The organism is Frateuria aurantia DSM 6220 (assembly GCF_000242255.2).
In the GTDB taxonomy this organism is placed as follows: Bacteria; Pseudomonadota; Gammaproteobacteria; order Xanthomonadales; family Rhodanobacteraceae; genus Frateuria; species Frateuria aurantia.
Genome location: NC_017033.1, coordinates 68,142 through 83,266, shown reverse-complemented (window position 1 = coordinate 83,266; position 15,125 = coordinate 68,142). Strand labels below are relative to the sequence as shown.

Sequence of the window (15,125 nt, the reverse complement as noted above, 5' to 3'; positions counted from 1 at the left end):
ACTGACCGGCTCGTTCAAGAGCGTTTCTGCGGCCGCTGCCAGCCGATACGGGTGGTCTGCCGGGAGCGGGCCAGGGTCAGCTCGCCCGCCGGCGCATCCCCGGTGATCACCGAGCCGGCACCGATGGTGGCACCGGCACCGACCGTCACCGGCGCCACCAGCGAACTGTTGGAACCGACAAAGGCCTGGTCCTCGATCCGGGTCACGGATTTGTTGACGCCATCGTAGTTGCAGGTGATGGTGCCGGCACCGATATTCACGCCGGCACCGATCTGGGCATCACCGAGATAACTCAGATGATTGGCCTTCGATCCTTCGCCGATGCGGGTCTTCTTGGTTTCGACGAAATTGCCGATATGCACGCCTGCCGCCAGCTCGGTGCCAGGCCGCAGCCGTGCGAACGGCCCGATGGTGCAGGCCCCTTCGGTGACCACCCCGCTGAGATCACTGTGTGCCTGCACCACGGTACCGGCGGCCAGGCGGACGTTCTCCAGCCGGCAGAACGGGCCGATCTGGACATCGTCACCCAGCTCGACCCGGCCTTCCAGAATCACGTTGGCGTCCAGCTCGACGTCAACGCCCGTGATCACCTCGCCCCGGATATCGATCCTTGCCGGATCGGCCATGCGCACACCGCGGGCCGCCAGTTCGCGCGCCGCACGCTGACGGAACAGCGCTTCCAGCTCGGCCAGCTGCCAGGGATCGTTGGCACCGGCGGCTTCGCCACGGTCAGCGCACAAGACGCAGCGCGCGCCCTGACCCTGGGCATGGGCCATCGCGAAGATGTCGGTCAGGTAATATTCGCCCTGGGCATTGTCGGTGCGCAGACGGGACGTCCATTCACGCAGGTCGCCGGCCGGCGCCGACAGCATGCCGGTATTGACCAGCCGGATCGCCTGCTCCTCGGCATTGGCATCCTTCTGTTCGACGATGGCCCTGACCTTTCCGTCAGCGTCACGCAGAATGCGGCCATAACCGGAAGGATCGTCCTGTTCCACCGCCAGCACGCCCAGCGAAGCATCGGCGATCAGCTCATGCAGGGTGCCGGCCCGGACCAGAGGCACATCGCCATACAAGACCAGCACCCGGGCGGCAGCGGGCACCCCGGCCAAGGCCTGGATCACGGCATGGCCGGTCCCCAGCCGCTCGCGCTGCAAGACCCACTGCAAGTCGCTCTGATCGGCCATGGCTTCACGCAACTGCTCGCCGAGATGGCCGTAAACCACATGGATGCCCTCAGGCTCGAGCTGCCTGGCAGTGGCCAGCACATGGGCCAGCATCGGGCGCCCGGCGAGAGGCATCAGCACCTTGGGCTGACGGGATTTCATCCGCTTGCCCTCGCCCGCGGCGAGGATCACGACATGCAGAGGGGAGGTGGTCATCCTGATACCAGATACAACATGGAGGGAGTCGCAGGATACCAGCCCAGCTCCCCGGCCGGAGGGCCCGGCTTATCGCGACATGAGCGACATCATGGCCGCACGGCCTCGGTATCGACAGCAGCCCGCGCGACACTGCCACTGACCGGGACACCATTTTTCAGCTCGAAATGAAAGACATAGAACTGGCTGAAGGGCGGTCGGCTCTGATCCACCACATGGCTGTTGCCGTCGGCATCCGCGGCCATGTGCTGGATGATAAGCGGCGAGAACCGCCATTGCGCCACCGCCGTGCGGATCGCGGCGACAAAGGCCTGAAGCGCAGGATCCGCCGTGGCCTCGCCGGGCACGATGACGTTGTAGACATGACCGTTGCCGTCCACCGCCAGCTGGGCCGGGATGTCCCTGGCTGGCAGATGCAAGGGAATCAGCATCACCGGATAGCGTGGCGCCACCTGAATCTGCGCCACCGGCTGGATCGCGCTTTCTCCCAGAGCCAGCGAGTAGCGGGCGGTGCCTCCTCCGGCTTGCGCCTGTTCACGGTAGGAAGCCCGCCCCTCGACCACGGAGGACGGATGGTCCGGCCGGATCTGGTGAACACAGGCCGCCAGCAACGGCAGTCCGCCAAGCACCATCAGTCGCAGATATCGGCCAATCATGGAGCATAGGACTGCAGGTTGGCGGCGACAGGCTTGCCCCGCTGCCAGACCGCATCGATCTGGTCCAGGGCATGGATGTCGGCGGCAGGATCGCCATCGACCACCAGCAGGTCGGCCCGCTTGCCAGGAGCGATCACGCCCCTGTCGGACAGACCGAGCAAAGCCGCCGCCTGACCCGTGGCGAGACGGATCGTCTGCAGCGGCGAGAGTCCGGCCTGCACGTTCAAGGCCAGCTCGCGATGCTCGGCAAAACCCGGAATCCGCAGCGGCGTGGCCCCCGAGTCCGTGCCGAAGCCGATCTTCACACCAGCATCATGCAACAACTGAAGATTGCGCATATTGACGGCCAATGCCTGCTTGTCGACGGCAACCCCCTTGGCATCGGCCAGTACCTTGGCTCGCCAGCCGGGATTTTCGAACTGGGCCTTCAATTCGGGTGACAAGGCATGGGCCAGCAGCGGCGTCTGCAACAGGGCCTGGTCCTGGGCGAACAGATAGAAACTCTCGTCCAGATCCAATGTCGGGATGTACCAGATGCCATGCGCCTTGGCCGCCTTGACGAAGGCCGCGTCGACCGGCACGTCGCGAATGCCATGGGCCAGTACATCGACTCCATCGGCCACCAGCCGCTTGGCGTCGGCCAGATAATAGACATGGGCCGCCACTCTGATGCCGTGCCGATGGGCTTCATCGATCACGGCCTTGTAGATGGCCGGATCCATCTTGACCTTCACCGCGCCATGGAAGTCGTCGACCCAGACCTTGATAAAACTGGGATGTCTCGCCGCCATGGTCTTCACGGCCGCCCTGGCCTGCTCGACGGTCGCCGGCCGGAACAGTTGGTCCGGCGCGACATGGCCGAACGGCGGAGCGCCGTCCGGCACCCCGATGCCGGCATCGGCACCGAAGATGTCAGCACCGGCCAGCGTCCCGGCATGCAACTGTTTCTGCAGATCGTAGAACAAGGGACGGTTGACCCCCAGCGAGGTCACCGTGGTCACCCCGTAGGCCACGTACTGGTGCAACTGCCGCCTGATGTTTTCCGTAGTGTAATCGGCCGCGGGATCGGCGGTGGTACCGGAAACCAGTCCCAGATGTGAGTGATCGCTGATCAGCCCCGGCAGCACGGTCTTGCCGTGATAGTCGATGTGCCAGGCATCATCCGGGATTTTCACATCGACCGCCGGACCGACCTGGCGGATCAGGCCGTTCTCGATCAGCACGGTGGCATCATGCAAGGGCGCCGATCCGGTACCGTCAATCACTTCGGCACCGGTGAGTGCCACCACCTGGCCCTGCTGCGCCTGTGCAGCCGACGCGCCGGCCAGAGCCATCGCCAGAGCCAACATCAATGAACGGGGTTTCATGGTTCGACCTCATCCTCAGTGCGGGCCGGGCATGATACATGCCGACCACATGACATGAACGCAACGGAACCGCGCCTTTCGCACCATGGCAGGCACCGTACCGGGTTCGACGATAGCACGCCATTTCATCAGACTCCGACCGGTTGCCGGTGCCTGCCGATCTGCAGGATACCCCTGCCACAACAGCTGTGGTTATCATGAGTAGCCATGCGCAGGCAGCCCTCGCGGAGTGGAAGCGGGGGCGACTTGCCATCTGCATCAACCTTGGATCGATCCAATCCAGATCGATGCCTTAGTTTCCGCCACCCGAACCGGAACCAGTACGCTGGAGTGCGTTTTCACGGTCCCTTCGCTCAGGAGAATCCATGCGCCTGCCTCGTTGCCTGAATCACCTGCCGGCTCTGCTGGCCACCGCACTAGCCGCCAGTATGGCAAGCACGGCGGCCCTCGCCGACAACACCATCGACCAGGGGGCCCGTCCAGTGGGCGAGCTGCACGTCGTCGCGGCCTTCAACGGCCCCGGACCGTCCGGCATCGCCGTGACCCCGACGGGGCGGATCTTCGTCGGCTTCCCCCGCCATGCCGAAAACCATCCCGGTCCGGCACTGGCCGAGCTTAAAAACGGCCGGCTGGTTCCCTATCCGGATGCCGCCTTCAGCCTGCCCTCGAAGGCCCCCTGGCACGACCAGCTGGTTTCGCCGCATGGCATGACCACCGACCGCCGCGGCCGGCTGTGGCTGATCGACGACGGCAAGATCGCCGGCCATCCCATTGTCGAGGGTCAGGCCAAGCTGGTAGGCATTGATCCGGCCAGCAACAAGGTGATCGCCAACGTGGTGATCAAGCCGCCCGCCATGCTGTCCGACAGCCATCTCAATGACTTGCGAGTCGATCTGAGTCACGGCGCCCAAGGGACCGCCTATATCGCCGACTCCTCTTTCGGCACGTCACCGGCCCTGATCGTGGTCGATATCGCCAGCGGCCGGCAGCGCCGGGTACTGGCCGGCGACCGCTCGACCGCGGCCGACCCGGGCTTTGTCGCCATGATGGAAGGTCGGCCGCTGCGCTATGACCCGGTCCACCCCAGCTTTCCCATCGGCGGGGTCGACGGCATCACCCTGAACCCGGACCAGAGCCGGCTGTACTACACGCCCCTGTCCAGCCGCCGACTGTACTCCATCCCGACCGCCGTGCTGGCCGATTTCCACGCTTCGGAAAAACAGCTGGCCAAGGCGGTACGCGATGAAGGCGACAAGGGAGCTGCCGACGGCCTGGCCACCGACCCCCAGGGCCGGATCTATACCACCGACTTCGAGCATGACGCGATTCGCCAGCGACAACTCGACGGCAGCTTCCGGATTCTGGCCCGCGACCCGCGCATCGTCTGGCCGGACGGCATCTATGCCACCGCCCATCAGGTTTATGTGGTGCTCGGCCAGTGGAACCGGCTCCCCGGCTTCAACGGCGGACACGACCTGCGCAAACCGCCCTATCTGCTGGTCTCCATCCCCACCGATCCCGCCCCGCTGCTGGATGCGGCCGAGGTGCACTGAGCCCGGCCACGTTGCCGAACTTGCCGATGGGAGGGGTGCGCTCTAAGCTGGCCACCGTCCTCCCTTCGAGCGTCGCCCCATGAAGCAGCCGAGCTCCAACCGCTGGCCCGACAACAGGGTCATCGTTGATCGACGTTCCGGGCTGACCACCATCCTGATGATGCTTGTCTCGGTCCAGGGTGTCATCGTCGCTGCCACCCTGGCCAATCACCATTGGAGCTGGGTACTGGTCGAATGCCTGCTGTTTCTGCTGCCGGACGCTTGGCTGATCCATCGGGCCTACGGTCTGGGCATCGGCCTGCGCCGTCAGGATCTCGAGGCCAGTACCGCCTGGCCAGCCAGCCTGCGAGATGCCGCCCGACGCCAGCTGGACGAGCTGCAGGCCCAGACCGACCGTGACTGGCTGACCCGGGCCGAACTGCGCGCGCTGAGGCGCTGAAGCCTCCGGTGGTTCAAGAGACGGCTGGCGCCGAGACTGTGGACGATCCGGTCGGTCAGCCGAGGACTGGCCGGCCTTGTCACTGCCGCCAGGTTCCTCGAGAGCGCTTATTCCGCCAGCTCGGCCACGAAATCATAAATGTCACCGCGGTAGCAGGAGACGGTGAATTCAACCACCCGGCCATCGTCGATAAAGCTGCGCCGCTCGATATTCAGACCCGCGGTGCCGACATGAACATGCAGCAGTCTGGCCTGCTGGGCCCCCAGCAGCACCGCCCGGAGCCGCTGCAATGCCCGTCGCGGTCGGCAACCGACATGATCCAGCGCCTCGTAGAGCGAATCATGCACAGCCATCGGATCGGACAGTATCGAGGCCGGTACCACCGTGCGCTCGATCGCCAGCGGCTCGTCCTCGGCATAGCGCAGGCGATGCAATCGGATGACCTGGGCACCGGGCGACAGATTCAGCGCCATGGATTCCTCAGGCGTGACCTCGCCCAGCGAGCGCTCGAAAAACTCCGAACGGGGGTTGAGTCCGCGCGCGCGCAAATCCTCGGTGAAACTGGTCAGACGCGACATCGGCTTGACGATGCGTTCGGCCACGAAAGTGCCCGCCCCGTGCCGTTGCACCAGAACGCCTTCATCCACCAGACCTCCGATGGCCTTGCGCACCGTGACGCGTGAAATCTCCAGCAGCCTGGACAGATCACGCTCGCTGGGAAGCGCACTGCCGGCCTCGATATCCCCCTGCTCGACCACATTGCGGATCGCACGACGCAACCGCAGATAGGCCAAGGGTTGTCGCGTGACCGTATCCCGGCACAAGCGGCGATACTCACTGATTAGCGCGTTTTCCATACCCAAAACCATACCAATGAGTATCCACTCGGTCCAGTATACAACGAACCAGCCAGAATCAGTGCTGTGCTCCTGCGTCTCTGCATCTGAACGATGCATTCCTGACGGCGCCCACGTGTGGCGATACGGTCGGCATCGGCATGTGGCCAAGCCTGGTATCTCACTGGTACCATCGATGGGGATCATCACCGGGGTCTGCACCGACAATCCCGGGTCAACAACTACAACGAGGTCTCTGACGTGAACAGCCCTTCTCAGCAAGTGGAAGCCTTTGACCTGGTCATCTTCGGCGGGACCGGCGATCTGTCGGTCCGCAAACTGTTGCCGGCGATGTTCCACCGCTTTGTCGACGGCCAGATCGACAAGCACAGCCGCATCATTGGCGTGGCCCGCTCCGAACACAGCGACGACTCATTCCGGAAACTGGTCCACGAGGCTATCGCCAAGGCCACCAAAGACGCCGCCAGCAAGGATATCAATGCCTTTCTGAAGATGATCCACTATCGCGCCCTGGATGGCGGCAAGGACGAGGGCTGGGAAGAATTTGCCCAGTTCATGGGCCAGGAAGCGGATCACGTGCGGGTGTTCTATCTCTCCACCTCGCCCAGCATCTTCAGCGATCTGTGCAAGCGGCTGGGCGACCACAAGCTCAACGAAGGCAAGGCACGGGTCGTGCTGGAAAAGCCGATCGGCACCGACCTGAGCAGCGCCAACAAGATCAATGACGATGTAGCCAAGGTCTTCCAGGAATCGCAGACCTATCGCATCGACCATTATCTGGGCAAGGAGACAGTGCAGAACCTGCTGGCCCTGCGCTTCGGCAATGCCTTGTTCGAACCGCTGTGGAATGCCGAGCATATCGAGCATGTACAGATCACGGTGGCCGAAACCGTCGGTGTCGGCCACCGCGCCGGCTATTACGATGGCTCCGGCGCGATGCGCGACATGATCCAGAACCACATTCTGCAGTTGCTGTGCATGGTGGCCATGGAGCCGCCGGCCTCGCTGGCACCCGATGCCGTGCGCGACGAGAAGCTGAAGGTACTGCGCTCGCTGAAGCCGATCACCGCCACCGAAGCGCCGCATACCACCGTGCGCGGTCAATACCGGGCCGGAGCCTCCGAGGGCGGCAGCGTGCCGGGCTATCAGGATGAACTGGGACGGCCTTCGAACACCGAGACTTTTGTCGCGATCAAGGCCGAAATCGGCAACTGGCGCTGGGCCGGCGTGCCCTTCTATCTGCGTACCGGCAAGCGCCTGCCGGAGCGTCTGTCCGAGATCGTGGTGACCTTCAAGGCCGTGCCGCACTCCATCTTCGGCGCCGATGCCGGCGCCCTGGCCCAGAACCGGCTGGTGCTGCGGCTTCAGCCGGACGAAGGCGTGAAGCTGTGGCTGACGATCAAGAACCCGGGTCCGGGCGGACTCAAGCTGCGGCACGTGCCGCTGGACATGAGCTTCCTGGAAGCCTTCGGCATCGGCCAGTTGCCGGATGCCTACGAGCGCCTGATCCTGGATGTGGTGCGGGGCAATCCGACCCTGTTCATGCGTCGCGACGAGGTCGAGGCCGCGTGGAACTGGGCCGATCCGATTCTGGACGCCTGGGCGGCCAGTGGCGATGCACCTAAGCTGTACACCGCCGGCACCTGGGGCCCCAGCGCCTCGGTGGCACTGATCGAACGTGACGGCCACACCTGGAACGAAGACAACACCTGAGCCGGTGACGGGGCCCCCGGTCCAGTACCGGAAGCCCCTCGTCCTTCCCTTCAAGAGGCAAGCACCCATGTCCGCATCTGCTGAAATTTCACAGCATACCTTTGCCAGCTCCGCCGCCCTTGCCGAGGCTCTGGCCGGGGAACTGGCCAACCGCCTGCGAAAGGCCATCGCCGAACGCGGCCGCGCCTTGATCGCGGTCTCCGGCGGCAGCACCCCGAAACAGCTGTTCGACCGTCTTTCTCAGCTTGCGCTGGACTGGGACAAGGTCTATGTCACCTTGGTCGACGAGCGCTGGGTGCCCGAATCCAGTGACCGCTCCAATGCCCGTCTGGTCAAGGCCATGCTGCTCAAGCATGCCGCTGCTGCTGCCCATTTCGTGCCGTTGTACGAAGCCGGTCAGGACACGCCTGAAGCGGGACTCGTCTATCTGCAGGCCCGTCTGTCGGCGTTGCCGGCCCGCTTCGATGCAGTGGTGCTGGGCATGGGCGGGGATGGCCATACCGCCTCGTTCTTCCCCGGCGGTGATCACCTGACCCAGGCTCTGGATCTGCAAGGCCGACAGCGGCTGTGGCCGATGCGGGCCGAGGGTGCCGGCGAACCCCGCATCACCTTCTCGCTGCCAGCCCTGCTGGATACCGAAGCGCTGTACCTGCATATCGAAGGGGCCGCCAAGCGCGAGGTCTTCAAGCAGGCCGAAACCGGTGAAGGTGCCGGCGCGCATTATCCCGTGCGTGCGGTACTGAACCAGAGCCGCACGCCGCTCAGCGTGTTCTGGAGCCCCTGATCCTCCTGTCTGACCACGCCAGGCACGTCATCGCCCCCCTCGCCGAGATTGATTGTTTATGCCCGTGATTCACCCCGTCGTCGCCGAAGTCACCGCACGCCTGCGCGAACGCAGCAAGACTTCACGCCAGAATTATCTTGACAGGATCCGCGCCGCTCGCCGTTCCGGACCGAATCGCGCCACCTTGTCTTGCGGAAATCTGGCACATGCCTTCGCCGCCTGCGGGGCATCCGACAAGCATGCGCTGCGGGAGGGGCCGGCGGCGAACCTGGCCATCGTCACGGCCTACAACGATATGCTGTCGGCTCACGAGCCTTACCAGCACTATCCCTCGCAGATCCGGCAGACCGCGCGCGAGCTGGGCGTCACCGCCCAGGTCGCCGGCGGGGTGCCGGCGATGTGCGACGGCGTCACCCAGGGGCAGGACGGCATGCAGCTGTCACTGTTCTCGCGCGATCTGATCGCCATGACCACAGCTGTCGCCTTGTCCCACGACATGTTCGATGCCGCCCTGTACCTCGGCATTTGCGACAAGATCGTGCCCGGCCTGCTGATCGGCGCATTGTCGTTTGGCCATCTTCCGGCGGTCTTCGTACCGGCCGGCCCGATGCCCAGCGGCATCAGCAACGAGGAAAAATCCAAGGTCCGCCAGGACTATGCCGCCGGCAAGGCCAGTCGGGAAGAGCTGCTGGCCGCCGAAGCCGCGTCCTACCACAGCGCCGGCACCTGCACCTTCTACGGCACGGCCAATTCCAACCAGATGCTGATGGAGATCATGGGCCTGCAGCTGCCCGGCTCCAGCTTCGTCGCGCCGCATGACCCCTTGCGCAAGGTGCTGACCGACGAGGCCGTGGCCCGTGCCGCCGCCATGACCGCCCTTGGTGATGACTGGCTGCCGGTCGGCGAGATGCTGGATGAACGCAGCTTCGTCAATGCCGTGATCGGCCTGCATGCCACTGGCGGTTCTACCAATCATCTGATGCATCTGGTCGCGATGGCACGCGCCGCCGGCATCGCGCTGAGCTGGGATGATTTCGACGCCCTGTCCGCGGTGGTGCCCCTGCTGGCCCGCATCTACCCCAATGGCTATGCCGACGTAAACCAGTTCCAGGCAGCCGGCGGCATGGCCTTCCTGATCCGTGAGCTGCTGAGCCAGGGCCTGCTGCATGGCGATGCCCGCACCATCACCGGCGAACTGCTCAGCGGCTACGTCAAGTGTCCCGAGCTGGATGCCCAGGGTCAGCTGCACTGGCGCGAAGTCGCCGCCGAGAGCGGCAACCGCGGCGTTCTGCGTGCCATCAGCGAGCCCTTCCGCAGCAATGGCGGCGTGCGTCTGCTGGCCGGCAATCTGGGGCGGGCCGTGATCAAGATCTCCGCCGTCCCCGATGACCGTCATGTCATCGAGGCCCCCGCCCTGGTCTTCAATCATCAGGACGAGGTCAAGACCGCTTTCGATCACGGCAAGCTCAACCGCGACTTTATCGCCGTGGTCCGCTACCAGGGCCCTCAAGCCAACGGCATGCCCGAACTGCACAAGCTGACCCCGACCCTGAGCCTGCTGCAGGATCGCGGTCATCGCGTGGCCCTGGTCACCGACGGCCGGATGTCCGGTGCCAGCGGCCGGATTCCGGCTGCGATCCACGTCACGCCCGAGGCTCTGGACGGCGGCGCCATCGGCCGCTTGCGCGACGGTGATCTGCTGCGACTGGACGCCGCCAGCGGCCGGCTGGAGGCGCTGGTCGATGCGGCCGAATTCGCCGCCCGCGAAATCGTCCATCCCGACCTGTCCGCCAACCAGTCCGGCATGGGCCGCGAACTGTTCGGCCTGTTTCGTCGCAACGCCGGCAGCGCCGACCTGGGCGCCGGCGTATTCTGAACCGAGCCTTGTGCCGGATATCACTGTCCCCTGATCAAGCTGGATCCCCAGATGAGCCATTCCATCGAACACAAGCAGCAACAACTGGCTACCACCATGCAGCTGGCACCGGTGATCCCGGTCGTCATCATCGACGATGCCAGACTGGCCGTGCCGATGGCACGGGCCTTGGTTGCCGGCGGCATTCCCGCCATCGAGATCACATTGCGGACCCCGGCGGCACTGGATGCGATCCGCGCCGTCGCCAACGAGGTCGAAGGCGCCATCGTCGGTGTCGGCACCGTGCTGAACGGCAATGATCTGGATGCGGCACTGGCGGCAGGCGCCCGCTTCGCCGTCTCGCCAGGCATATCGCCCCGACTGCTGGATGCCGCCGACCAGCATGAACTGCCGCTGCTACCCGGCATCGCCACCGCGGGTGAAGCCATGAGCCTGCTGGAACGCGGCTACCGCCACCTGAAGTTCTTCCCGGCGGTGCCGGCCGGCGGTGCCAAGCTGCTGAGTGCCTGGGCCAGCCCGCTGCCCCAGATCCGTTTCTGCCCTACCGGCGGCATCAGCCTCGGCTCGGCACCGGATTTTCTGGCCCTGCCCAATGTCGCCTGCGTCGGCGGCTCCTGGCTGACACCGGCCGACAAGCTGGCCTCCCGGGACTGGGCAGGGATCGAGCTGCTGGCCCGCGAAGCAGTCGCACTCAAGGCCTGATGCGTTCCGCCACAGCCCGCGACCGGCCACGACAGCAACGGCGGCGGACACAAAAAAGCCCCGGTCACTGACCGGGGCTTTTCATTTGCCGCAAGGACTTCAGATCCTGGGCAGCGTGGAATCCACGGTCAGCGGATCATCACCTGCCAGCACCTCGCGCGCCTCGCTGCGGCTGCCCACCGCCGGCGGCGAGCCGCGCAGCGGACGACCGGCCGTTTCCCGCACACAGAGAATGGTGATCACACCGATCACGCCCGCCACCATCAGATAGTAGGCCGGCACCATGGTGTTGTGGGTCTTCTCGATCAACCAGGCGGTGGCCAGCGGCGTGGTACCACCGAACAGCGACACCGACACATTGAAGGCGATCGACAGCGCGCTGTAGCGCACCGGGGTATAGAACAGCGCCGGCAAGGTCGAAGGCATCGAGCTGGTATAGGCCACCAGACACAGCGCCAGCAGCATGAAGCCGATGAAGATCTCCAGATCCATGCCGCTGCCGATCAGCTTGATGCAGGGAATCGCCAGCACCACCATCGCCAGGCTCGCGGTCAGAATCATCGGCTTGCGGCCGAAACGGTCACTCATCAGCCCGCCCAGCACATTGCAAGGCAGCATCAACACCATCACCAGCAGCACCATCCACAGACCCCGGGTCTCGGAATAATTCAGCACGCTGGTCATATAGCTGGGCAGATAGGAAAGCAACATGTAATCGGTCACATTGAAGACCAGCACCAGGCCCACGGCCTTCAGCAACTGGCGACCATGGATCCGGATCAGCGACCCCAGGCCATAGGCCGGCTTCTCATGCTCTTCATGCTCGACACTGTCACTGTAGGCTTGGAAAGCCGGACTTTCCTCCAGCTTCAGACGCATGTACAGGCCCATCAGCCCCAACGGACCGGCGATCAGGAACGGCACTCGCCAGCCCCAGCTGAGCAGCGACTCGCTGGACAGGGTCGAGGTCAGCAAGGTGACGATGCAGGCACCGCCGATATAGCCGACCATGGTGCCGAACTCCAGCCAGCTGCCCATGAAGCCGCGACGCCGATCCGTGGAGTATTCGGCAATGAAAGTCGCCGCACCGCCATATTCGCCCCCGGTCGAGAAGCCCTGCAGCAGGCGAGCCAGCATCAACAAGATGGGGGCCGCAATGCCGATGGAGGCATAGCTGGGAATGAAGGCAATCGAGAAGGTCGATGCCGCCATCATGATCATGGTCAAGGCCAGGATTCGCTTGCGACCGAACTTGTCGCCCAGCGGGCCGAATACCAGGCCACCCACAGGCCGGATCAGAAAGCCGACGGCGAACGTTGCCAGCGAGGCCAGGGTCTGCACCACTGACGAGCCAGCGGGAAAGAACACCTTGCCCAGCGTGACGGCAATATAGGAATAAACACCGAAATCGAACCACTCCATCGCATTGCCCAGCGCCGTGGCGGCGACGGCACGATGCAGCAGGCTCTGATCGACGATCGTCAGGTCATCGACGGCGACCTTCTGGTCTCGGGATTTGAACCAGCCGAAATGACGACGGCTTAGAGACGTATTGCGCATGGATCCTCCTTCAAAGGCACGCGCATGCTTCAGATGGCCAGGAATCGCTGACCTGGCCATCTGAAGGATGCGTAAAATGACCGCCCGGCAATACCCACGGGCCATCCATAGAATGGAACAGGAACAGGGCGTGCAGCCCGTTCAACTTCCGCCATGGTAACACAAACCGCAAAATCATGCCCCTGAACATATTAATGGACATCCAGACGTCTATTAACATAATCCTTTCATGCATGCCATGAATACTCAGAAGCTCCAGGTGCTGGTGAGTGCGACATGTCCGCCTCCCGGATCGGAATAGTGCAGACTGCCATTGACCGGAACACCGATACCGTAGTGGCGATACGCCCTGTGGCGAGAGTAGATCCGCACATAGCGCATGCCGAGAGTCCAGCGCGGCGTGACCGAATAGGTGAGACTGGCCCCTACCGTATCGAAGCTGTAATCCTTGAAATGACGGACCTGCTGGCGTCCCATCTGCAGATCGAAGCGCAGGCCGGGAAACAGGTCATGGTGAAGGTCGATCTCGTAATAGCTCGATCCTCGCGAATGTCGACTACCGTCGGTTCCCATGGTGCGATTGTTGTCACCGAAATAATCACGGGTCCAGGTGCCCCAATAGGCCACGGTCACGAACTTCCATGTCGCATTGCTGACCCATTCGCCGTAGCTGTAATTCACTCGCGGTCCAGACATCTGCGCACCTGGATAATAGTAGTACCAGAAGGTGCTGCTGTAACTGACCGGGCCGACCTTGCCGGCATAGCCGAAATACTGGTCCCATTCCACCGTCGCGCCTTCGAGGTACTTGCGATTGACGTTGGACAACCATGTTCCGGCATAAAAGCCGTTATTCCACTGATAGCTGACGCCACCCTGCAGAGCCGGCCGTCCCCAGGTCTGCTGAAATCCGCGACGCGACAGATACTGGGAGGCGACGCCTACGGTGCCATCCCATTCGCCGGCCTGTGTCTCGACCGTGGGTGCCATCGAAGCCACACCGAACAGACTTCCATACATGAACAATGCCCGCTTGATTCTGAGACTCAATAACTCGCTCCATCCAAAAACAATCAGACATAATACAACAACTTATGAATAGACCCCAGCTGCACTGCAACAACATCAAAGAGCAAAGATGTCTGGACATCTACAAATTTTTATTTCGATAAAAATGAAAATACACGTCAAGCCATGCTCTTGCTGGCATCTCCGCACGGCGACTCGACATGCGCCATGCAGCGATCAAGGCGGCATCAGGTCGCAGTGCCCAACGTGAATTTCCCTGTGAAACACGCTGTCGATCGCTATCATGAACCGTCTCCCGGAGCCGGGCCTCGGCCTCCGTATCGATCCGTTTCAATGAAAGACTTTGCCTATGATTCCCTTGCTGTTGAGCGTGCTGTTCAGCGTCGCCGTCTCTGCACTGCTCAAGCTTGCCCCAGCCCGCCATATCGATTTGCGTCAAGCGATCGGCTGGAATTACCTGGCGGCAGCCGGACTGTCTGCCTGGCTGCTGCATCCATCGCTTGACTTGCTGCATCAATCCGGCACGCCCTGGCTGGCTCTGGCTGCGCTGGGCGTGCTGCTGCCCGCCGTGTTCTGGATTGAAGGCTTGGCGGTACAACGGGCCGGCATGATCCGGGTGGAAGTCGCGCAACGTTTCTCATTGCTGCTGAGCCTGCTGGCGGCATTCGCCTGGCTGCATCAGCCCATGACGACCAAGGCGACCATCGGCGTCGTCCTCGGTCTGTCCGCCGTCGGCTGCATGCTGGGCCAAGGCCGGAGGGCTGAGCGTACGCCGCACTCCGGATCAGCCTGGCTGGCATTGCTGGGAACATGGCTCGGCTTCGGCCTGATCGACCTGTTGTTCAAACAGGTGGCCGCGGCCGGCGCTCCCTTCACATCCAGTCTGCTTGTCAGCTTTTTGCTGGCCGCCTTACTGGCGGCCATCGTGCTTCCCTTGCTGGCGTGGCGCGGCCGCCTGCAATTCGGATGGCGCCATGCCGGTGCAGGCCTGCTGCTGGGCCTTTGCAATTATGCCAATATCTATTTCTATGTCCGTGCCCATATCGCGCTGCCACACAATCCGGCACTGGTCTTTGCCGGCATGAATCTGGGCGTGATCATGCTGGGCAGCCTGGTCGCAGCCGGCATGCTGGGCGAACGCCTGAGTTTGCGCCATCTGGCCGGTCTGGGACTGGCCGCCATCGCCATCGGCTGCCTCGCCTGAACG

General features: G+C 63.5%; 13 protein-coding genes. 7 read left to right on the top strand and 6 right to left on the bottom strand.

The genetic code is table 11. The features are described from left to right. Positions 1-14 precede the first annotated feature (14 nt). The 3 genes from glmU to FRAAU_RS00340 form a co-directional block, all read right to left on the bottom strand. Positions 15-1,382: a bifunctional UDP-N-acetylglucosamine diphosphorylase/glucosamine-1-phosphate N-acetyltransferase GlmU gene (glmU, locus tag FRAAU_RS00350; protein ID WP_014401578.1), complete on the bottom strand. Its 1,368-nt coding sequence runs from the start codon at positions 1,380-1,382 to the stop codon at positions 15-17. Positions 1,383-1,471: 89 nt separating this feature from the next. Beyond that, entirely contained in the window at positions 1,472-2,038 is a 567-nt protein-coding gene (locus FRAAU_RS00345; protein ID WP_014401577.1) for a hypothetical protein, read from the bottom strand. Beyond that, complete coding sequence (locus FRAAU_RS00340) at positions 2,035-3,405, bottom strand: amidohydrolase family protein (RefSeq protein ID WP_014401576.1); 1,371 nt, start codon at positions 3,403-3,405, stop codon at positions 2,035-2,037. Before FRAAU_RS00340 ends, FRAAU_RS00345 begins: the two co-directional genes overlap by 4 nt. A 365-nt stretch (positions 3,406-3,770) precedes the next feature. On the opposite strand from FRAAU_RS00340, the gene FRAAU_RS00335 reads away from it, so the two are divergent. Both FRAAU_RS00335 and FRAAU_RS00330 read left to right on the top strand, forming a co-directional pair. Continuing rightward, entirely contained in the window at positions 3,771-4,958 is a 1,188-nt protein-coding gene (locus tag FRAAU_RS00335) for an L-dopachrome tautomerase-related protein (protein ID WP_014401575.1), read from the top strand. A 79-nt stretch (positions 4,959-5,037) separates the two neighbouring features. Further along, entirely contained in the window at positions 5,038-5,397 is a 360-nt protein-coding gene (locus FRAAU_RS00330) for a hypothetical protein (protein WP_014401574.1), read from the top strand. Positions 5,398-5,504: 107 nt separating this feature from the next. On the opposite strand, the gene FRAAU_RS00325 is transcribed toward FRAAU_RS00330, so the two are convergent. After that, entirely contained in the window at positions 5,505-6,254 is a 750-nt protein-coding gene (locus FRAAU_RS00325) for a GntR family transcriptional regulator (RefSeq protein ID WP_041270297.1), read from the bottom strand. A gap of 240 nt (positions 6,255-6,494) precedes the next feature. Here FRAAU_RS00325 and zwf point away from each other — a divergent pair, with 240 nt between their 5' ends. The 4 genes from zwf to eda all read left to right on the top strand — a co-directional run bounded on the left by zwf (position 6,495) and on the right by eda (position 11,329). Next, a complete protein-coding gene (gene zwf, locus FRAAU_RS00320; protein WP_014401572.1) occupies positions 6,495-7,967 on the top strand; it encodes a glucose-6-phosphate dehydrogenase in 1,473 nt (490 codons plus the stop codon). A gap of 67 nt (positions 7,968-8,034) precedes the next feature. Beyond that, the gene (gene pgl, locus FRAAU_RS00315) at positions 8,035-8,751 is read left to right on the top strand and encodes a 6-phosphogluconolactonase (protein WP_014401571.1); all 717 of its coding nucleotides are present in this window, start codon (positions 8,035-8,037) and stop codon (positions 8,749-8,751) included. Between the two features lie 58 nt (positions 8,752-8,809). Continuing rightward, entirely contained in the window at positions 8,810-10,627 is a 1,818-nt protein-coding gene (gene edd / locus FRAAU_RS00310) for a phosphogluconate dehydratase (protein ID WP_014401570.1), read from the top strand. 51 nt (positions 10,628-10,678) lie between these two features. Further along, positions 10,679-11,329 carry a bifunctional 4-hydroxy-2-oxoglutarate aldolase/2-dehydro-3-deoxy-phosphogluconate aldolase gene (gene eda, locus FRAAU_RS00305; RefSeq protein ID WP_014401569.1) on the top strand — a complete coding sequence of 217 codons (651 nt, stop codon included), beginning with the start codon at positions 10,679-10,681 and terminating at the stop codon, positions 11,327-11,329. Between the two features lie 99 nt (positions 11,330-11,428). Here eda and proP read toward each other — a convergent pair whose 3' ends face one another. Both proP and FRAAU_RS00290 read right to left on the bottom strand, forming a co-directional pair. Further along, positions 11,429-12,889, bottom strand: coding sequence for a glycine betaine/L-proline transporter ProP (gene proP / locus FRAAU_RS00300; RefSeq protein WP_014401568.1), 1,461 nt, complete (start codon positions 12,887-12,889; stop codon positions 11,429-11,431). A gap of 246 nt (positions 12,890-13,135) precedes the next feature. Continuing rightward, positions 13,136-13,939, bottom strand: coding sequence for a TorF family putative porin (locus FRAAU_RS00290; RefSeq protein WP_014401567.1), 804 nt, complete (start codon positions 13,937-13,939; stop codon positions 13,136-13,138). Between the two features lie 328 nt (positions 13,940-14,267). Here FRAAU_RS00290 and FRAAU_RS00285 point away from each other — a divergent pair, with 328 nt between their 5' ends. After that, the gene (locus FRAAU_RS00285) at positions 14,268-15,122 is read left to right on the top strand and encodes an EamA family transporter (RefSeq protein WP_014401566.1); all 855 of its coding nucleotides are present in this window, start codon (positions 14,268-14,270) and stop codon (positions 15,120-15,122) included. Positions 15,123-15,125: the final 3 nt, after the last annotated feature.

Coding starts and splice junctions, on each gene's coding strand:
- glmU (WP_014401578.1), bottom strand. CDS start 1,382: ATGACCACCTCCCCTCTGCATGTCGTGATCCTCGCCGCGGGCGAGGGC.
- FRAAU_RS00345 (WP_014401577.1), bottom strand. CDS start 2,038: ATGATTGGCCGATATCTGCGACTGATGGTGCTTGGCGGACTGCCGTTG.
- FRAAU_RS00340 (WP_014401576.1), bottom strand. CDS start 3,405: ATGAAACCCCGTTCATTGATGTTGGCTCTGGCGATGGCTCTGGCCGGC.
- FRAAU_RS00335 (WP_014401575.1), top strand. CDS start 3,771: ATGCGCCTGCCTCGTTGCCTGAATCACCTGCCGGCTCTGCTGGCCACC.
- FRAAU_RS00330 (WP_014401574.1), top strand. CDS start 5,038: ATGAAGCAGCCGAGCTCCAACCGCTGGCCCGACAACAGGGTCATCGTT.
- FRAAU_RS00325 (WP_041270297.1), bottom strand. CDS start 6,254: ATGGAAAACGCGCTAATCAGTGAGTATCGCCGCTTGTGCCGGGATACG.
- pgl (WP_014401571.1), top strand. CDS start 8,035: ATGTCCGCATCTGCTGAAATTTCACAGCATACCTTTGCCAGCTCCGCC.
- edd (WP_014401570.1), top strand. CDS start 8,810: ATGCCCGTGATTCACCCCGTCGTCGCCGAAGTCACCGCACGCCTGCGC.
- eda (WP_014401569.1), top strand. CDS start 10,679: ATGAGCCATTCCATCGAACACAAGCAGCAACAACTGGCTACCACCATG.
- proP (WP_014401568.1), bottom strand. CDS start 12,889: ATGCGCAATACGTCTCTAAGCCGTCGTCATTTCGGCTGGTTCAAATCC.
- FRAAU_RS00285 (WP_014401566.1), top strand. CDS start 14,268: ATGATTCCCTTGCTGTTGAGCGTGCTGTTCAGCGTCGCCGTCTCTGCA.